Origin of the sequence: Pseudomonas sp. AU11447 (assembly GCF_001672555.2) — a bacterium.
In the GTDB taxonomy this organism is placed as follows: domain Bacteria; phylum Pseudomonadota; class Gammaproteobacteria; order Pseudomonadales; family Pseudomonadaceae; genus Pseudomonas; species Pseudomonas nitroreducens.
Window position 1 is genome coordinate 169688 of the sequence record NZ_LZDG02000038.1, and the last position, 18921, is coordinate 188608.

General features: G+C 61.9%; 15 protein-coding genes and 4 tRNA genes. 9 read left to right on the forward strand and 10 right to left on the reverse strand.

Translation table 11 applies throughout. From position 1 onward, the window contains the following. Positions 1–40 precede the first annotated feature (40 nt). The 5 genes from A6723_RS12125 (at position 41) to A6723_RS12145 (ending at position 2160) form a co-directional block, all read left to right on the forward strand. Positions 41–1276, forward strand: a complete 1236-nt coding sequence (locus A6723_RS12125; RefSeq protein ID WP_054907248.1) for an aspartate kinase — start codon at positions 41–43, stop codon at positions 1274–1276. Between the two features lie 186 nt (positions 1277–1462). Continuing rightward, the gene (gene csrA, locus A6723_RS12130) at positions 1463–1648 is read left to right on the forward strand and encodes a carbon storage regulator CsrA (RefSeq protein ID WP_003085981.1); all 186 of its coding nucleotides are present in this window, start codon (positions 1463–1465) and stop codon (positions 1646–1648) included. A 60-nt stretch (positions 1649–1708) separates the two neighbouring features. Further along, positions 1709–1799 (forward strand) — tRNA-Ser (locus tag A6723_RS12135). Between the two features lie 109 nt (positions 1800–1908). Beyond that, positions 1909–1985, forward strand: a tRNA-Arg gene (locus A6723_RS12140). Between the two features lie 98 nt (positions 1986–2083). Continuing rightward, positions 2084–2160, forward strand: a tRNA-Arg gene (locus tag A6723_RS12145). Positions 2161–2226: 66 nt separating this feature from the next. Here the strand turns inward: A6723_RS12145 and bamE are convergent. After that, positions 2227–2754 (reverse strand): outer membrane protein assembly factor BamE, encoded by a 528-nt coding sequence (gene bamE, locus A6723_RS12150; protein WP_054907249.1) that lies wholly within the window; start codon positions 2752–2754, stop codon positions 2227–2229. Between the two features lie 322 nt (positions 2755–3076). Here bamE and mgtE point away from each other — a divergent pair, with 322 nt between their 5' ends. Further along, a complete protein-coding gene (gene mgtE, locus A6723_RS12155) occupies positions 3077–4519 on the forward strand; it encodes a magnesium transporter (RefSeq protein WP_054907250.1) in 1443 nt (480 codons plus the stop codon). Between the two features lie 129 nt (positions 4520–4648). Here the strand turns inward: mgtE and amrZ are convergent, their stop codons facing one another. Next, positions 4649–4981, reverse strand: coding sequence for a transcriptional regulator AmrZ (gene amrZ, locus A6723_RS12160; protein ID WP_024764908.1), 333 nt, complete (start codon positions 4979–4981; stop codon positions 4649–4651). A 486-nt stretch (positions 4982–5467) separates the two neighbouring features. On the opposite strand from amrZ, the gene phnN reads away from it, so the two are divergent. Beyond that, entirely contained in the window at positions 5468–6031 is a 564-nt protein-coding gene (gene phnN, locus A6723_RS12165; RefSeq protein WP_054907251.1) for a phosphonate metabolism protein/1,5-bisphosphokinase (PRPP-forming) PhnN, read from the forward strand. A gap of 2 nt (positions 6032–6033) precedes the next feature. On the opposite strand, the gene A6723_RS12170 is transcribed toward phnN, so the two are convergent. Then, positions 6034–6510, reverse strand: a complete 477-nt coding sequence (locus tag A6723_RS12170) for a GNAT family N-acetyltransferase (RefSeq protein WP_054907252.1) — start codon at positions 6508–6510, stop codon at positions 6034–6036. A 92-nt stretch (positions 6511–6602) separates the two neighbouring features. On the opposite strand from A6723_RS12170, the gene A6723_RS12175 reads away from it, so the two are divergent. Further along, positions 6603–6679, forward strand: a tRNA-Arg gene (locus A6723_RS12175). A gap of 208 nt (positions 6680–6887) precedes the next feature. Here A6723_RS12175 and A6723_RS12180 read toward each other — a convergent pair. The 7 genes from A6723_RS12180 to wecB form a co-directional block, all read right to left on the reverse strand. Further along, positions 6888–7994, reverse strand: a complete 1107-nt coding sequence (locus tag A6723_RS12180; protein ID WP_054907253.1) for an acyltransferase — start codon at positions 7992–7994, stop codon at positions 6888–6890. Between the two features lie 11 nt (positions 7995–8005). Beyond that, positions 8006–9109: an acyltransferase gene (locus A6723_RS12185; protein WP_054907254.1), complete on the reverse strand. Its 1104-nt coding sequence runs from the start codon at positions 9107–9109 to the stop codon at positions 8006–8008. A gap of 152 nt (positions 9110–9261) precedes the next feature. After that, positions 9262–10329 carry a diguanylate cyclase gene (locus tag A6723_RS12190; protein ID WP_054907255.1) on the reverse strand — a complete coding sequence of 356 codons (1068 nt, stop codon included), beginning with the start codon at positions 10327–10329 and terminating at the stop codon, positions 9262–9264. A gap of 96 nt (positions 10330–10425) precedes the next feature. Beyond that, on the reverse strand, positions 10426–11301 hold the full coding sequence (locus A6723_RS12195; RefSeq protein WP_054907256.1) for a DUF4434 family protein: 876 nt from the start codon (positions 11299–11301) through the stop codon (positions 10426–10428). Continuing rightward, the gene (locus A6723_RS12200; protein ID WP_054907257.1) at positions 11301–14483 is read right to left on the reverse strand and encodes a hypothetical protein; all 3183 of its coding nucleotides are present in this window, start codon (positions 14481–14483) and stop codon (positions 11301–11303) included. Before A6723_RS12200 ends, A6723_RS12195 begins: the two co-directional genes overlap by 1 nt. Beyond that, a complete protein-coding gene (gene nrfB, locus A6723_RS12205; RefSeq protein WP_054907258.1) occupies positions 14480–16654 on the reverse strand; it encodes a cyclic di-3',5'-guanylate-activated glycosyltransferase NrfB in 2175 nt (724 codons plus the stop codon). Before nrfB ends, A6723_RS12200 begins: the two co-directional genes overlap by 4 nt. Continuing rightward, complete coding sequence (gene wecB / locus A6723_RS12210; RefSeq protein WP_054907259.1) at positions 16651–17805, reverse strand: non-hydrolyzing UDP-N-acetylglucosamine 2-epimerase; 1155 nt, start codon at positions 17803–17805, stop codon at positions 16651–16653. The genes nrfB and wecB overlap by 4 nt, the downstream gene beginning before the upstream one ends. 254 nt (positions 17806–18059) lie before the next feature. On the opposite strand from wecB, the gene A6723_RS12215 reads away from it, so the two are divergent. After that, positions 18060–18911, forward strand: coding sequence for a LysR family transcriptional regulator (locus A6723_RS12215; protein WP_054907260.1), 852 nt, complete (start codon positions 18060–18062; stop codon positions 18909–18911). Positions 18912–18921: the final 10 nt, after the last annotated feature.

An 18921-nucleotide genomic window follows, 5' to 3' on the forward strand; every position in this document is an offset into this window, starting at 1 on the left:
TGTTTAATGGGCGCCCTTCAGGAATCAGGCGGCTTTTGAAATGGCTTTGATCGTACAGAAGTTTGGAGGGACCTCCGTCGGCACCGTCGAGAGAATCGAACAGGTAGCCGAGAAGGTGAAGAAATTCCGTGAAGCGGGCGACGACATCGTCGTGGTGGTGTCCGCCATGAGCGGCGAGACCAACCGCCTGATTGGTCTGGCCAAACAGATCATGGATCAGCCGATCCCGCGCGAGCTGGACGTCATGGTCTCCACCGGCGAGCAGGTGACCATCGCCCTGCTGAGCATGGCGCTTATGAAGCGCGGCGTGCCGGCGGTGTCCTACACCGGTAACCAGGTTCGTATCCTGACCGACAGTTCCCACACCAAGGCGCGTATCCTGAGCATCGACGATGCGAACATTCGCGCAGATCTGAAGGCTGGCCGCGTGGTCGTGGTCGCCGGCTTCCAGGGTGTGGACGAGCACGGCAATATCACCACCCTCGGCCGTGGCGGCTCCGACACCACGGGCGTGGCCCTGGCGGCGGCGCTGAAGGCAGATGAGTGCCAAATCTACACCGACGTCGATGGCGTCTACACCACCGACCCGCGCGTCGTGCCGCAGGCGCGCCGCCTGGACAAGATCACCTTCGAAGAGATGCTGGAAATGGCCAGCCTCGGTTCCAAGGTGCTGCAGATCCGTTCGGTGGAATTCGCCGGCAAGTACAACGTCCCGCTGCGCGTGCTGCACAGCTTCCAGGAGGGTCCGGGCACCCTCATTACCCTTGATGAAGAGGAATCCATGGAACAGCCGATCATCTCCGGCATCGCCTTCAACCGCGACGAAGCCAAGCTGACCATCCGTGGCGTACCGGATACCCCCGGCGTTGCTTTCAAGATTCTCGGCCCGATCAGTGCCGCCAATGTAGAAGTCGACATGATCGTGCAGAACGTCGCGCACGATAACACCACCGACTTCACCTTCACCGTGCACCGCAACGACTACCAGGCCGCCCTGGAAATCCTCAAGCAGACCGCCACCAGTATCGGTGCGCGCGAAGCCACCGGCGACACCAACATCGCCAAGGTTTCCATCGTCGGCGTCGGCATGCGTTCCCACGCTGGTGTGGCCAGCCGCATGTTCGAAGCCCTGGCCAAGGAGACCATCAACATCCAGATGATCTCCACCTCGGAAATCAAGGTTTCCGTGGTCATCGAAGAGAAGTACCTCGAGTTGGCGGTCCGTGCCCTGCACACCGCTTTCGAACTCGACGCCCCGGCCCGACAGGGCGAGTAAGGCGAGAACTACCGAAAGGCGCGGCTACCCCGCGCCTTTTGTCGTTTTTGACTGTCTGACAGGAACTTTCTTTCCGGCAGGACTGGTCAATACTTGGGTGAAGGATTCGTGCACTTGATCTATACGAATCTGCCACCATTTCTTTTTTTGCAGACTGCTTATCCCGTAACACGTAAGGAGAAAGGAATGCTGATTCTGACTCGCCGGGTCGGAGAGACCCTGATGGTCGGTGATGACGTCACCGTGACTGTACTGGGCGTCAAAGGAAATCAGGTGCGTATCGGTGTGAATGCGCCGAAGGAAGTTGCTGTGCACCGTGAGGAAATCTACCAGCGCATCCAGAAAGAGAAAGACCAAGAACCAAACCATTAATTTTTCTAAAATTTTTCTTTGCAAACGGGGAAAACATGGATATCATGCGCCCCGTGTTGCGGAGAGGTGGCCGAGTGGCCGAAGGCGCTCCCCTGCTAAGGGAGTACACCTCAAAAGGGTGTCGGGGGTTCGAATCCCCCCCTCTCCGCCATTGCATCCTCTGGTGCGATGGTTTGTCAGGTAACGTAAGTTACTGAAAAGATTGAAAAATCTTGTTGACGAATCAGAAAAATCGCTCTAGAATTTGCGCCCTCATCAGCGCACTCATAGCTCAGCTGGATAGAGTACTCGGCTACGAACCGAGCGGTCGGAGGTTCGAATCCTCCTGAGTGCGCCATATACGAGGCAACGCGAAAGCGGGGCTTCAGTGGCGAAAGGGCTGAAAAGCCGTTAGCTGCAACCAGTTGGTGAATCTGGTTAAACTTTACCGACGACGCACTCATAGCTCAGCTGGATAGAGTACTCGGCTACGAACCGAGCGGTCGGAGGTTCGAATCCTCCTGAGTGCGCCATATATGAAAGGGCCTGCAGAAATGCAGGCCCTTTTTCTTTGCCTTCGAAAAATAGCGACAGTGCTTTCAGCGCTTCGCCTTGCCCATTACGCAACCGTCTTCGTCGAAGGTCACGGTTTGCGCGCCGCGCTTCTTGTCCGCGTTGTAATGGTAGCGCAGCGTTTCATTGTGTTGGCTGACCTTGTCGGGCCTTCCCAGGGTGCTCTCCACGTCGTTGCGGGTCATACCTGTCCTGATCCTGCCTTCGATGATTGCCTTGCGCCGCGCGCTGCCTGTGACACGGTTGCCGCAGCCGTTCTGCTGCTCGCCGACCACCACCACGGAGCGATCGTCGGCCTCCTTGTCCTTGCCTTTGCTTCGCGCCTGCGAGGCCTTCTGTGGCGCGGATTCCTGTGCTCTCGCCATGGGCACCGGCTTTCCGCTACCCGGTGTGGGATTGCTCGCTTCCTGGATTTTCTGCTGCCGTTCTTCGGGGCAGCCATACTGACTGAATAGCACGCTGCCATCGGCGGCAGTGCAACGGAACACCGAGGCCGCTTGGGTGGTCGGTACCCATGAGGTCAGGAGTGCGCAGAGCAGGGCAGGCAGGCGCATGGTTTCCTCCGTGTTGGCGGGCCTGCCTGCAGCCTAGGAGTGGAATTTGTCAGTCGGAGCCGGGTGTCCTGTGGGAGCTTTCGGGCGTCGAACCGGGCAGTGATTCGGCAGTGAACTTTCGCCCGCAAGCGATTGTTCTAGCCGCCATTTTGTAACGCCTAATGCACCTTGGAGTGTTATCATTTCCCGCATCTGCCCTCGATGGGCGCATGGGACACCACCATGGACTTACCCAGTAGTTACTCAGAACCCCGATTGCGTAAACACGACCTGATGTATTGATCCCCTCTGGCCCGTTCTGCCACTGGGGGTGGAGCGTGCTATGACCGAAGTAGAAGCCAAGAAGCCGCAGGAAAGCCTGCAGGACCGCCTCAACCAGGTGGTCGACCTGCTGCACAAGCACAAGCTGGTGGAAGACCTGACGCACCGTCAGGAAGGCCAGCATCAAGACCTCGTCGAAAACCTCGTGCACCGCCAGAACCTTGCCGAATTGCAGCGCAAGATGGACGAGTTGCACCCGGCCGACATCGCCCACATCCTCGAATCGCTGCCGCTGGACGACCGCCTGACGGTCTGGCAGCTGGTCAAGGCCGAGCGCGACGGCGACATCCTCCTCGAAGTCTCCGACTCGGTGCGGGAAACCCTGATCGCCGACATGGACGATCACGAGATTCTCGCCGCCGCCCGCGACATGGACGCGGACGAGCTCGCGGACCTGGCGCCGGAACTGCCGCGCGATGTCGTCCACGAGCTGATGGAAACCCTCGACCAGCAGCAGCGCGAGCGTGTGCGCTCGGCGCTGTCCTACGAGGAAGACCAGGTCGGCGCGCTGATGGACTTCGAGATGGTCACCATTCGCGACGATGTCAGCCTGGAAGTGGTATTGCGCTACCTGCGCCGCCTTAAGGAGCTGCCGGGGCACACCGACAAACTCTTCGTGGTCGACTATGACGGCGTGCTCAAGGGCGTGCTGCCGATCAAGCGCCTGCTGGTGAACGATCCGGACAAGGACGTGGCGGAAGTCATGGCCACCGATCCTGTGACCTTCAGCCCTGACGAGGATGGCTACGATGCCGCCCAGGCGTTCGAGCGTTATGACCTGATTTCCGCCCCCGTGGTGGACAAGAACGGAAAACTGATCGGCCGTCTGACCATCGACGAGATGGTCGACCTGATCCGTGAGGAAAGCGAAAGCGAAGTCCTGAACATGGCCGGTCTGCGTGAAGAGGAAGACATCTTCGCCTCGGTCTGGAAGTCGGTCGGCAACCGCTGGGCCTGGCTGGCCACCAACCTGGTCACCGCCTTCATCGCCTCGCGAGTGATTGGCCTGTTCGAAGGCTCCATCGAGAAGCTGGTGGCACTGGCGGCGCTGATGCCCATCGTGGCCGGCATCGGCGGCAACTCCGGTAACCAGACCATCACCATGATCGTCCGCGCCATGGCCCTGGATCAGATCCAGACCAGCAGCGCCAACCGCCTGCTGCGCAAGGAACTGGGCGTAGCGTTGGTGAACGGCCTGGTGTGGGGCGGAGTGATCGGCCTGGTCGCCTTCTATCTGTACGGCAACTGGGAGCTGGGCGCCGTGATGACCGGCGCCATGACGCTGAACCTGCTGCTTGCTGCGTTGATGGGGGTGCTGATTCCGATGACGCTGTTGCGCCTGGGGCGCGACCCTGCGATGGGCTCCAGCGTGATGATTACCGCCATGACCGACAGTGGTGGCTTCTTCATCTTCCTCGGGCTGGCCACGCTGTTCCTGATGTAGCGCCCATCCCGCCGAAAAGGCCGCCCGTGAGGCGGCTTTTTTGTGCCCGCCATGCGGACCTGGAGGGCATGAAAACGCGCGCATGAAAAAGCCGGCTCGAGGCCGGCTGTTTCGGGTGTCGCGAGCGAATCAGGCTTCGTTCTGCGCCATCTCGGCATCGTGCGCGATCAGGGCGATCAAAGCGTTCTGCTGACGGTGGGTCAGCTGGCGGAAGCGCTGCAGCAGTTCGCGTTCGTGCAGGCTGAGTTCCGGGCTGTCCAGGCGGATGCCCAGGTTGTCCTGCAGGGCACCTTCCTGCAGCAGGCTCTGTTCGAGACGCGCGATGATCTCGGAGTTCATGCTGCGGTGGTGGCTGCGGGCGACGTCGGCGATACGCTCACGCATGCCTTCGGGCAGACGTACGACGAATTTGTCAGCAGTACGGCTGGAGTAGGTGGGGGTTGCCTGTTTCAATGGGCGCATACTTTAAACCTGTAAGTCAGGGAGGCCGATGCCATGGGTCAGCGTTCGTTCAGGCCCTTTGACAGCGATTTCCAATGGCCGTTCAGCGCGTCGTCAAAGCTTTTGTGAAAATATCCAATAACTTGACGTCAAACCTTCGGCATATTGTGTCTTGGGTGAAGGCTAAATGCCAGCACCAATCGTCCGAAATGAGACCGCCTAGGCAGACCTTTCTTTAGATGGGAGTTAAGGGGGAAAGCTGGCGATGTGCCCATATCCGTCAGCGTAGTCGATATGTCATCCGTGGCAGCCTGCCGTTGGGCAGCCCGATGGGTTCGCTTCGGAGCAGGCTGCATGATGGCACAGCGCCCAGCGACGAGTCAGCGGATGCCGCTTCAGCGGTCTTTCATGATGAGTTTTCACTGATATCGCACAAGGCTCAGCGTATTATCCGGCCTGCGGATCAGAATTGAAGTAGCACCGAGCCGCCGGTGTACCGAGAGTCTTATGACCCCTGGCAGACTGATTTTCCTGATGGGCCCTTCGGGATCCGGCAAGGACAGCGTATTGCAGGCAGCCAGCGCTCCCCTGGCCGCGATGGATTGCCGGATTGTCCGACGCGTCATCACTCGCTCCGCTGAAGCGCGTGGCGAGGAAGCGCTTTCGGTGAGCGTCGAGGAGTTCAGCCGCCTGGAGCGTTCCGGTGCTTTCGCCATGAGCTGGCGTGCCAATGGCCTGCACTACGGAATTCCCCGCGAGATCGATGACTGGCTTGCCGCCGGTCACGACGTGCTGGTCAATGGTTCACGCAAATACCTGCCTGAAGCCCGCCGTCGCTATCCACAGTTGATCGCGGTGCTGCTGAAGGTCGAGGCTGATGTGCTGCGCCAGCGTCTGCTCAAGCGTGGGCGGGAGACGCCGACGGAAATCGAGGAGCGCCTGGCGCGCAATGCGCACTTCGCCGATGGCCTGCCGGGCCCGCTGGTGGAGTTGGACAACTCGGTGTCCCTGGAGGTGACGGTCGGCCATCTGCTGGACCTGCTCGCCCCTCCGGATGCCCAGGCCAGCTGAGGTCAGTCCAGGCTCAGCGACAGGCTGACACCGTGGGGCGCAAAGCCCATCGCTGCGTAGAAACGGTGTGCCATTTCCCGGTCCTGGTGGCTGGAGAGCGCCAGCTTGTAGCACTTCCAGTCCCGCGCCCACTCCACGGCTCGGCCGATCAGCGCCTGGCCGATACCCTGGCCGCGCGCACGGCTGTCCACCACCATGTCTTCGAGGATTGCCGAGCGGGCGAAGCCATGGGCGATGTGTTCGATCAGGTGCAGGGTGCAGGTGCCCAGCAAGGCTCCATCACGCTCGGCGATGAGTGTCACTCGTGACGGTAGCTGGTTGCCCAGGGCCAGCGCGAGCAGCGCGGTGTCGGGCAGCGGGTCGCGGGTTCCCAGTTGCTGCAGTAGCGGAGCGAGGGCCGCAGCGTCCTCGACCGTGGCGACGCGTACATCGAAGGTGGCGAAGGGGGAGTCGGGCAGGGCGCCGTCTACTGAGGTCATGGTGATTCTCCGGCTGACGGCAAAATTATGGACCGCGCCGGTGGCGGTGGCATGACAAATCGCTTGTCGGTGGTTAACATGCCGACCCGATTGTCCCGGTAGCTCAATTGGATAGAGCGTCCCCCTCCTAAGGGGAAGGTTGGAGGTTCGACCCCTCTCCGGGACACCATTCAGATCGGCAGCGATTCTGTCATCCGCTAAGTATCTACGCAGCGAGCATGCCCGAGCGTCCTGCTCATCTCGCCGCGGTATGTATTGCCAGATAAGAGAGTGATCTCTAATCGCTGAGCGAATGCCGCCTGGCATCTGCAAGCTCGGCCAGCGGCACCCACGCAGCTTGGGATTTCCAGCAAACTGGTGGTGTGCCCAATCGCACTCTACTGCGCTACGTGTGTACGGATGTTCTCGCTGAATTTCTTGTCGCGTAGTCTGAGTATTTTGGCTTCGAAGAACTTGTAGACCAAGGCTGAGACTAGGAAGGTGAGGAATATGAATGCCAAAAATAGGGCGATGCAGGACAGGCTATCTGTCACCGGAACTTTGAATTTCATTAGCAACATCAGGACTGGCAAATTAGCCAGATAGGCGGAATAAGACCATCTGGATATCCTTTCGGTGACGAAGGAAATATTGCATCGGATTTTACTGGTTATTCCCAGTAGGACGAGTCCCACTCCTCCGAGCGATGCCATTGTGAAAATACTCGAACGTATCGCATAGCTTTCATTCAGGCTGCTGTCTGGCCATGAGGCTACGTAGCCGCATACAAAAAATATAACGGAAAGTCCCACCGCCAGTCGGAAAATCGTTGTCTGCTCCTTATAGCGTTTCACGAGAAGTGCCGCGAGTACGCCGAACATAATCGAGTCGAGCCGGAAGACGGTAATTTTTCTCAGCCCTTCGTCCATTGTTGGATTGTTCAGGATTAGCGCGAGAATTCGTAGGGTTGTGCTGGTGAGTATGACCAGCATGGCAGTTCTCAGCATCGCCTTTTCTGCCGTGGCCCCGAAATACATGAAGGCTGCGATCAGCAGTGGGCTCAACAAATAGAATATTTCCTCGACAGCCAGGCTCCATGCCTCACCAAAAAAAGGCGGATGCTGCCAAGCCAGACTTTGGGTGAAAGTTATGTAATAGAAAATGTTGGGTAGGTCGGCAGGGCGAATCGAATGCGCCAATGCAATGTTGATGGTGAGAAAAAGCAGATAGTTTGGAAGTGTTCTCAGCCACCGTCGCGTCCAGAATAGAGGTACCCAGGATACGGCAGAGCGAGACTCTTCGGCCGAGCGCAGAATGATACCGCCTATCAGGAATCCAGATAGCACGAAGAACAGTTCAACACCGAGAAAGCCCCCGAACTTGAAGTTCTGAGCGGCAGGAAACGCAGGCGTGAGAAAATGCCGGCCATGCGACAACAGCACCAGGGAAATTGCCAGGCTGCGGCAGATATCCAGCCATTGGTTTCTTGTCGAAGCTGCTGCCATCTTTTTTCCAGTTAACGGTCCGGGGACTGTGCGGATGTCGATGCAGTCGACAACGCGTGCTTTTCTATCTTCGCTACTTTGACGAGCCAGGATTTTTTCAAGTCGAGGAATGGCTTTTCTACGAAATGCCAGGAAGCGGCGGCGGCGAGCATTGAGAGTGGAATAGCGATGATTGCTAGTTCAATAGCAGAGATTTCCGGTCGTGAATGGATGATGCATTGTTGGATGGGGAAGGAGTACAGGTAGATTCCGTATGAGTAGTCAGCAGTTCCGAAAGGGCTCGGGATCTTCTTCGAGTAGGCGAGAAGTATGGCCAAATATCCCACGGCGAAGTAGATAAGGACGCTGTTCTGCAGAGAGAAGTAGATCAGCAAGGCTAGTGTGGTTATCACGAGAGCTAGCCGCTTGCTGGCTGGGATTCGATGGCGAAGCAGAAAGAGCGCGCATCCACTGAAGAAGCAGATTGTCAGCTTTAGTGTTTCGGTGTTTTTTTCCAGTAGCGGAAGATGATCGAAGACGAGAAGTCCCCAGAAAATGGTGAGTACGACGGTGAATAATTTCAGATTACGAAGCGCACCGACCAGATAGAAGACTGCTATGTAGAGATAGAGTCTGGCCTCGATAGGGATGGTCCATAGGCTTCCATTTATCCCGTATTTTCCGAGGTCAACATAGGGGAGTGAGAACTGCGCTGCAATCAGGAAGGAATTCTTCCACACGTAGTTCAAGAATTCCGGGTGTTGGAGAAACTCTAGAAGAGGGTGGCTGGAGAGAAAGGTGCCTGCGAAAAGTGTGGTGCTGGCAATGCACGCCCATAGTGCCGGGAGTATCCTGCACAGTCTCGAAATGGAGTATTCCTTCAGACTATTGCGCTTGCAGATGCTACCGGTAACCAGAAAACCACTGATGCAGAAAAAAATAAGCACGCCAAGGCCGTGTGGCCGAATGCCGGCGTAGGTGATTTTTTCCAGGTTTTCCGGGGTCCCTTCGATTGACAGTCCCAGAGAATGGCCAGCAACCACCATGAGGGCAGCGACAACCCTGATGAGCAGGAAGTTGTTGCTGTCCTCACGTGAGCGCGTGCTTTCGAGATTGCCTAGGGAGTTCCAGTACATAGTTCACTCAGTGCCCGATAGGCCGGCACGCAGATGCCGAACCAAAGGCGTGAATCGTAACAAATACCCGCTTGAAACATCTCAACAGTTGGTCATTTGCCCTCAAACATCCGCTGTTCAGGGTAGCGGGGTAATAATGATGGCACTGAGCTTCAGGGCGAATAGGTCGTTCGATTGCGGCCATTGTGCTTGGAGCTGTAGAGCGCCTTGTCTGCCTTGATCAGTGCTTCGCTGAGGTTTCCCTCCAGGCTCAGGTGCGCGAGGCCGAGGCTGATGGTGACGCTGGGGTGGCCGGGAAGGTCGGCGGTGGCCTCGCGCAGTTGCTCGAGCCGTGCCTGTGCCTGGTCGGCATCCAGGCCCCAGAGGTAGAGGCCGAACTCCTCGCCGCCCAGCCGGGCGAACTCGAAGTCGCCCATCTGTTGCTTGATCGCCAGTGCGACGCGGGTCAGCACTTCGTCGCCGATGTCGTGCCCGTAGGTGTCGTTGACTCGTTTGAAATGGTCGATGTCGATCATCGCCAGGTAGCGTTGCTCGCCGTCTTCCACCAGGCGCTTGCCCACTCGCGCCATGAAGGAACGACGATTGGGGATCCCGGTCAGGGTGTCGATGTAGGCCTGATCGAGCAGCAGGCGGGCCATGGCGTAGTTGTGCAGCTTGGCCTGGCTGAGGTGGTGGAAGATGTATACCGTGAGGGCGCTGATGAAGACCGGATAGCAGATCAGCATGCTGTGTCGCACGTTGAACTCCGGCACGTTGCCCAGGAAAGGGTTGAGCAGCAACCAGGTGATGGCCAGTACCGCGAAGAAGGCCGGGCGGTTCAGTGGTAGCACCGTCGCGCTGTAGAGCACGGTGGAGGCGCAGATCACCAGCCAGGCCTGGCGGACGTCACTGGGAATGCCTTCGATCAGCAGGCGCGCGCCCCAGGCGAAGGTCACGACGAAGGCGAAGTTGATCAGGTAGAAATGCACTGCGCGGCGGGCCACTGCGGTCAGGGCAAAAAGGATGACGAAGGCTGCGAGGAACAGCAGCGAGATGTAGCTGAAGCCCTGGCCGGTCTGGAAGCTGACGATCAGGTCGAAGAGAAGCCAGATGCCGATGCTGACGCCGAATACCAGCAGGCTGAAGCCTTTGAGCCGCTCGAAGTCATGCTGGAGAAACTCGGCGCGCAGTTCAGGTGAAACGTGTTGCTTCACGACTTCCGATTCGATGGTCTTGAACATGAACGGTCCTGTACGGGTGCGGGATCGCTCGCGCGAGAATAGACGAACTCGGTTGCCCCCGCGCGGTGTCCGGCAGGTCGCGCGCGGGGGCTGGTCTCAAGGGTGCAGGGCGGTGCCGGCTCGCGCCCGCTGGTTGTCCAGCAGGAGTTTGCCCCAGGGCCGATAACGCACTTCGAAGACGGCACTGGCGTGACAGCCTGTGGAGACGCTGGACGGTGCGGCAGGCTCGGCGCGGAAGGCCTGGCCGGCGGCACTGGTCTGGCGGAAGGCTTCGCGGACGATGCCAACCGAGCAGGGTAGAGCGGCAGCGTACGCCTGGCGTACTCGCTCGGGCAGCGCGCCGGTGCCGGCGCCGTCCTGCCACCAGACCTGTACACCGAGGCTGGCGATTTCGCCCAGCCAGTCGCCGTATACCTGCGGCGCGAGCTTGCCGCCGGAGAATGCGCTCAGTTGCAGGGGGGCCTTCAGCTGAGCGGCGAAGTCCTTGAGCTGGCGTTGCAGGGCTTGTCGGCGTTCGGCGGCCTGGAAGTGCCAGTCGTCCAGTTCCATCGGCAGGTACCAGGCGGTAACGGGGAGTTTCCATTGCTCGCTCACTTGCCGTTGTTGCGCCAGGGAGCGGCCGAGCTGGTGCTGCCAGTAGGCCTCCAGGCCGGGTGTGTCCAGTTCGCTCTGGCGCTGGTAGTAGGCCGTGTCCATGTACAGGCCGAGGACCAGTTGCAGGCCGTTGTCGTGGGCGCTTTTCAGGGCATGTGCGAGCCAGCCGGTGGCGCCGCCGAAGTCGGAGTCGCCATAGGCGGTCCACTGCACGATCAGCGTCTTCGCGCCCTGGGCTGCGCTGGCGCGCCAGATCTGTTGCCACTGCGTCTCGCTGAGTGACGCATCGACGTTCAGCGGCTGATAGAACAGGCGATCGTCGGCCTGGGCAGCGAAGGCGGAGAGGAGCAGGGCGAGGGAGAGAATCAGGCGGCGCATCAGAAGTTCACCTCGAGTCCCACCAGCCAGCCGTTGGCCTTTTCGTAGAGATTGCCGGCCATGCCCAACTGGTATTCGGTGCGCACGGTGACGTGGGCGCGGTAGGCGTTGTAGCGATCCTCGCCGTACCAGTATTGCCAGCGCAGGCCAACGCCGCTGCGCAGGTCCTGGCGCCAGTCGTTGCTCGGGTCCTGCGTGGAGAACTCGGCAAAGCCGTAGGGCATGATCGTTTGCGGCGAATCCACCGGCAGTTTCCAGGTGTGGCCCTGCTGGTAGCGCGAGACCCACTGGTGGTCGCCGGCGTGGGTCCACCAGGCGAAGTCGGTGTAGAGGAAGCGTTCGTCCCAGTCGCTCTCGTCCACGCGCCAGTCGTTGCGGTACTCGCCCTGGTCGAGGAAGGAGGCCGTGGCACGCAGCAGGAAGTCGGTGGAGGTCTGGCCGTACTTGTCACGCTGGCGGGCGTAGCGCTCGAACTTCTCGGGAGTGCCGATCTCGTGCCAGCGGATGCCTTCGAAAGCGTCTTCGGCATCGCCGTCGTTCTTGATGGTGTTCTGCTTGTACAGCTCGCTGTAGAGGTTGAGGTTGTAGTCGCCGAAGGGTTTGTAGCGCAGGCCGAAACCGGCGGCGAGGGTCTGCGTGTATTCCTTGCGCCCCTCGTTGCCGGCGATCGCCCGGCCATACACCGAGAGGGTGCTGCCGTTGCGGGTCGGTTCATCGCCCAGCGCGTGGTCCCAGATGAATGTTTGCAGGTTCTGCGATTGGGCGCGGCGTTTGTTGCCAACCTTGTTTTCGCCGATGGGGACGGCCACGGTGGTGATTCCTGCCGGCGACCAGGTACTGGCGATGGTCAGGTTGTCGCGCTGGGACAACGTCTGATGCGCACGGCGCTGACGGAAGCGACGGGCTTCGAGGCTGCCGTATTCGTCGTCGGCGGCCACCGGGTCCTGCTCCAGGTCGATGACCCGGCGCAACTCGCGGCGGGCGGCGAAGCTGTCCTCGGCCTCGTCGTAGCGCCAGGCCAGGGTTTCGCCCAGACGGAAGTCTTCCGGGTAGTCGCGGGTGGCGCGTTCCAGGTAGGGAATCGCAGTGCGCCGCTCTTGCGGCGTATCGGTGCCGGCCAGGCGCATGCCGTAGTCGGCGCGGAAGCGCGGGTTGTTCGGCTCGCGGCGTACCGCCTCGGCCAGCCAGAGTTTGCTCTGCTGCTTGTCGCCGGCCTTCTGAGCGCTGCCGGCGGCATTGTAGTAGTGCTGGCCGTTGGGCTCGTGTTGCAGGGCCGCGCGGTGCCGGGTGAGGGCCAGGGGATAGTCGCCACGGGCATCGGCGATGTTGGCGCCCAGTGCCCAATCGTCCGCGCTGCCTTTCTTCGCCTGCTGCCAGTAGCGTTCGGCGCCGGCATTGTCGTTGGTGAGCAGGGCGGCGCGGCTGGCGGTGAGGCGGGAGTTGTCGTTGAGTTCGCTGGCGGGCAGGGCATTGAAGATGCGCAGGGCGCCGGCCGGGTCACCGGCGGCTTCCAGTGCATAGGCCAGCGGCAGTTGGCTGTCCTTGTCGCCGTGGGCGATGGCGGCCTGGTAGTAGACCACCGCTTCGCCGGGGCGCGCGGGCATGGCGCAGCGGCCCAGGGCGCGCAGTTCGCCGGGGGTGTTGGAATCCGGGCTCAGGTAGCGTTGCAGGGCATCACAGCGCCCGGCTTCGGCCAGGCGACCGAGCAGGTAGCCGCGCGAGACCGGGTCGGCCTTGGGCAGCAGGGCTTCGATGCGGGCGACGTCCAGCGGCGTATCACTGCGTGCATGGATGCCGGCCAGGCGCTGCAGCAGCGTGGGCGGCAAGTTGCCGCCGCGTCGGTCGTAGGCGCTTTCCAGCAGTTGCTTGGCGCGTTCAGTGCGCCCGGCGTTGAGCGCCAGATAGCTGGCCTGGTCCAGCGCCTTGAGGTCGCCGGTCTGGCGGTAGCGCTGCTCCCACAGTGCGGCCGCTTCGCCGGTGCGGCCGCGGGCCTGCAGCAGCTCGGCGCGCTGGCGCACGGTATCGGGTGTCTGCGGCTGGCGGGATAGCCAGGCCAGGGCCAGGTCGGTGCGCCCCTGGCGTCGCCAGGAGTCCACCAGTTGGTCGCGGCGGGCGGTGTCCCAGGGTTCGGGCAGCCGGGTGTTTTCCAGCAGGTCGGTGGCCTCCAGGCGTTGGGCCAGGACCAGCCAGGTCTTCGGATCGTCAGTGGGCTTGCATTGCTGCAGCTTCGCCAGTGCCGCTGCCTGGTCGTGGCGTGACAACCATTCGGTGGTTTCCAGGCAGGGGCGGTTCTGCGCATCGCTGAGCTGCGTTACCAGGGCCGCGTCACTGCTGTCGCGCGCGACTTCGAGCAACTGTGCCTGGCGCGTCGGGTCGCGGCGGTCCTGCTCGGGCAGGGTGAGCAGCCAGCGCTTGGCCACTTCGGTCTGCTCGACGGCGATGGCGCGGTCGATGATCGCCAGCCGGGCCTTGCGTGCCGACTCCGCGTCCGGGGCCTGCTGGATCAGTTGCTCCAGCGGCTTTTCGTCCAGGCGCTGGGCATAGGCGTTGGCCAGCCGGTTCCAGTCCACGGCGGAGAGCTGGTGGGCGGCGGCCAGCGGCGCCAGTTGGGCGATGGTGGTATCCCAGTCACGCAGCTGTTCGGCCCAGTTCGCCCGCGCTTCGCGCAGTACTCGGCCGTCACTGCCCGGCGGCAAGGTGCCGAGCCATTCCAGCGCCTTGGCCGCGCCCTGGGTCTGGCCGAGCTTGAGGCTGTAGGCCTGCCACAGCCGCACACGCTCATTGGCATCGGCATGGGCCAGCCACTGGTTGACCTGCACTTCGGGCGGCGGGCCGTTCTCGATCAGGTCCAGGCGCAGGTTGGTCAGCGCCTCGGCGCCGGCATCGGTGCCGGCCAGGGCCTGGGCTTCCTTTTCCGCATCGGCATAGCGCTGTTGCTTGGCCAGGGACTGGATCAGCAGGGAACGCGCTTCGGTGTTGTTGGGTACGCGGTCGAGCAGGTGGCGCATCAGGCGTTCGACTTCCGCCCAGTTGTTCTTCTTCGCTTCCTTGTAGCCCTTGTCCAGGTAGGGGAAGCTGCGGAAGCGCTGGAATTCGCTGAGCTGGTCGTCGGCGGCCTGCGCCAGCGGAGCGGCGATGCTCGCCAGGATCAGGCCGTAAAGCAGGGTTTGTTGCGGTTTCACACGGCCTCCCGGGCAATGCGATAGGCCTCGTGCTGTTCGCTGGCCTGTTCCTCGAGTGCTTCTTCGAGCACCTGCTGGGTGATGATGCCGCGCTTGATCAGATGTTCGCCGAGGGAGTCCTGCTCGGGGTCGAAATCGATCAGGGCCTGGTTGAACAGGCTCGGCGGGACCATCCCGCGGACCTGCAGCAGGGTGCCGAACATCACCACATGTCCACAGAGGCGCTCCATCAGGGTTTCATCGCCGTTGCGCTGACGGAGCGCGTCGACGATGGCGCGGGTTTCGTCGCTCTGGTGGCGCCCGCCATACCAGTGGCGCAGGCCGAGAGTGACGCGCCCCTGGGGAGCCAGACGCCCACGCACCGGACGCTTGAGCTGGCGGCTGATAGCACCGAGGGATACCTGGCTGATCTGCTGTTCGCTGGCCAGCACCAGGGTGTCGCCCTCCAGGGCTACCGGCAGCACGGCATAGCGCAGCGCCAGCTTGCGCGGCAACGCTTCAATCAGCTTCGCATCGAGGGTGAAGGGGTTGAGCGGAGCCCATTCCTCGCCCAGTTCCTCGGCCAGGGTTTCCACCAGTTGGGTGCTGGTGATCAGCTCGCGCAGCAGCAGCTCGCGGCCCAGGCGCCGGCGCACCGGGCTGGTGAGCGCCGATTGCAGCTGCTCCTCGGTGATCAGGCCTTTTTCCTTCAGGCGCTGGCCCAGCGGTGTGCGTTGCGGGCCGGCGAGGGCGGGGAACTCGTGGGTGGTCTTGTCCCACGCCACGCGGCGCGAGTCGCCCATTTCCATCACCTGCTTGAGCGCGCGCAGGTTGGCGAAGAAGTTGACGAAGTTGCTCCACATCATCCGCGGCGCCGACAGCAGCCCCTCGAAGATGCCGTAGAAGCGGGTGACGAACCAGAAGCGCTGGAACAGCCGGTTGAGCAGCATCAGGCCGTTGAGGAACAGCAGCACTACCAGCAACTGGCTGCCTTCGAGGATCGAGGGGAAGCGCCAAGCGTTGGGCGACAGGGTGGTGATCAGCCACATGGTGATCAGCACCAGGAACAGCAGGTTGACCAGGAAACTCAGCAGGTAGGCGATCAGCCCCCGGCGATCGCGCCAGAGGAAGTAGTTGAGCATCCCCTTGCTGCTCCAGCCCAGGTTGCGCGTGCCCTGGAAGACAATCCCGGTGATCCACCGGGACTTCTGGCGGATGGCGTGCTGCCAGGTGCGCGGGAAGTGTTCGCGCACGCAGATGACCTGGGAGAAGCGCCGGTCCATGCCCGGCACCCAGGTGCTTTTCAGCGCCAGCTGCGGGTCGGTGATGGAGTAGCGGGCGAAGATGCACTTCATGCCCTTCTGCTTGAGGCGGAAGCCGATGTCGTAGTCCTCGGTGAGACTCTGCACATCGAAGGCGATGCCGTCGCCGTCTTCCAGCAGCGCGGCAATGGCGCGGCGGCTGAAGCAGGTACCGACGCCGGCGCTGGGCACCTGGCCGGTCAGCGCCTCGCGCACCGGCACATCCTTGCCGTGGTTCTCGGCGAACTCGTCGACATAGTGGCCGGCGGTGAAGCCGGTCCATTCCGGGGCGTAGGGGTAGACCGGGATCTGGATCAGGTCCTTGGCCGGCAGCAGGTAGTTGAACAGGCGCAGTTCCAGCGGCGAGATCACGTCCTCGGCGTCGTGCAGGATGAAGCCGGCGAACTCGATCTTCGCATCGGCCTCGAAGCGCAGGATGGCGTCGATGATGTTGTTCAGGCAGTCGGCCTTGCTGGTGGGGCCGGGGCGCGCGCAGACCACCTTGTGCACGTTGGGGTAGTGCAGGCAGACGGCATCCACGTCCGCCTGGGTCTGCGGATCGTTGGGGTAGGTGCCGACGAAGATCTGGTAGTTCTCGTAGTCCAGCGTCGACGCCGCCAGGCGTGCCATCTCGCCGACCACGCCGACCTCGTTCCAGGCCGGCACCATGATCGCCAGGGGCTTCTCTGCGGCGGCGAAGAGGCGTTCCTCGTCGGCCCGGTCGAAGCGGTTGTAGATGCGGAAGCGCCGCACCAGCACACGGCCCCAGTACACCAGGTCGATGAACAGGTCATCCAGGCCGAGCAGGAACATCAGCGCGGCCAGGATGATCGCCAGGTACTTCAGGGCATACAGAACGTAGGTGAGGATATCGACCAGTTCGAGGCTCATTCGAACTCGCTTGGCGTGCGTGATTCACCGAACCAGGACAGCAGCCGGGCGACGATCTTCTCGCTGGCGTGGCCATCCCCATAGGGGCTGAAGACCCGGCTCATCTGTTCGTAGACTTCTTCGTCGCGCAGCAGGTGGCTGGCTTCGCTGACGATGCGGCCGGTGTTGGTACCCACCAGCACTACGGTGCCGCCTTCGAGTACGGCGGGGCGCTCGGTGACGCGGCGCAGCACCAGCAGCGGTTTGCCCAGCGCCGGGGCTTCTTCCTGGATGCCGCCCGAGTCGGTGAGGATGATGTAGGCGCGGTCCATCAGCCAGACGAAGCTCTGGTAGTCCTGCGGGGCGATCAGGTGGATGTTCGGCTTGTCCGAGAGCAGGCCGTAGACGGCGTTCTGCACCTGCGGGTTGAGGTGTACCGGGTAGACGAAGTCGACATCGGGGAAGCGCTGGGCCAGCTCCGCCAGGGCCTGGCAGATTCGCTCGAAACCCTTGCCGAAGTTCTCCCGGCGGTGGCCGGTGATCAGCACCACGCGGCGGTCGCCGGTGAACCTGGCCAGCGGTGAGTCGGGCGCGGGTTTCCAGTCGGTCTCGTGCAGGTGTTCGCGCATCCATAGCAGGGCGTCGATCACGGTGTTGCCGGTGACCTCGATCTGGTCGATGTTCACTCCTTCACGCAGCAGGTTGTCGCGCGAGGCCTTGGTCGGCGGAAAGTGCAGGTCGGCGATCACCGCGGTGAGGCGGCGGTTGGCCTCTTCCGGCCACGGCTGGTGGATGTTGCCGGTGCGCAGGCCGGCCTCGACGTGGCCTACCGGAATCTGCCGGTTGAAGGCGGTGAGGGCGGCGATGAAGCTGGTGGTGGTATCGCCGTGCACCAGCACGATGTCCGGGCGGTGGCGGTCGTAGCTGTCATCCAGCTTGCCCATCATCTGCAGGGACAGGCTGTTCAGGGTCTGGCCCTGGGTCATGACGTCGAGGTCTTCGTCGACCTCCAGTTCGAAGGAGTTCAGCACTTGCTGTAGCATCTCGCGATGCTGGCCGGTGGAGCAGATGCGCAGCTCGATTTCCGGGGTACGGCGGAGGACGCGGGCGAGGGGGGCCATCTTGATGGCTTCCGGACGGGTGCCGAAAACCATGGTGACTTTGTACTTCATCAATTGCTCCTTGGGCGCACCCTTGTGAGGCCGCCTTCGGTTTCCAGGTGGGATTTTTCCAAGGGCAATGAAAGTCGCTCAACTCCGGGCTGTCCAGCGCCAACTGGTGTTGCCAGTGATACAGGTCAGGTACATTGACCTTTTCAGGGCTTTTGTCGCTAAGCTGAAGGCCGCGTCGCCAGTGGGCTGGCGCCGGTTTGCCGGCAGCGTTGAGAAAAACTGTTGATGAATTTTTCGAAGAGGCGGGTCGGCCGATGCTCAGCGCTGAACTGAAGGCGTTCTACCGGGTTGCCAGGCTGGGCAGCATCACCCAGGCGGCGAAGAAGCTCGGCCTCAGCCAGCCGACCGTGACCACCCAGATCCGCAACCTGGAAAGCCAGTACGCGGTGGAGCTGTTCTATCGCGGCGGCCGGCGCCTGACCCTGAGCGACGAGGGCGCGCGCCTGCTGCCGATGGTCGAGGCGCTGCTGCAGCAGGAAGCCGACATCGAGTTCTACCTGCGCAACTGCGGGCAGATGCAGGGCGCCCTGCGTATCGGCGCCACCTCTCCTTATTATGTGCTCGGGCTGATCAAGGACTTCCGCGAGCGCTTCCCGCAGATCGAGGTGTCGGTGGAGATCGGCAATTCCCAGCAGGTGCTCGAATCGCTCATCGAATGCCGGGTCGACCTGGCCGCCTCTTCGCAACAGGTGGATGACGCGCGCCTGACCCGCGTGGTGCTGGGCAGCGATCCGCTGGTGCTGGCAGTGCACCGCAGCCATCCGCTGGCGGCCATGCAGTCGGTGAACCTGGGAGACCTGCGCCAGCATTGCCTGCTGATGCGCGAGGCGGGTTCGACCACCCGTCAACTGACCGAGGCGATGTTGCAGCAGGCCGGAGTGGTACCCGCCTCGGTGCTGGAAATCGGCAGCCGTGAATCGATTCGCGAGGCAGTGATCCGCAACCTGGGCGTAAGCATCATTGCCCGCCAGGAAGTGCCCGATAACCCCCAGCTGTGCGTACTGGAGATCAAGGGCGCGAGCCTGATCGACGAGTACCTGTATTGCCTGAAGGACCGGCGGCAGGCGCGGTTGCCGAGCGCGTTCCTGGCGTTGGCGCAAGCGTAGGAACCTTTCG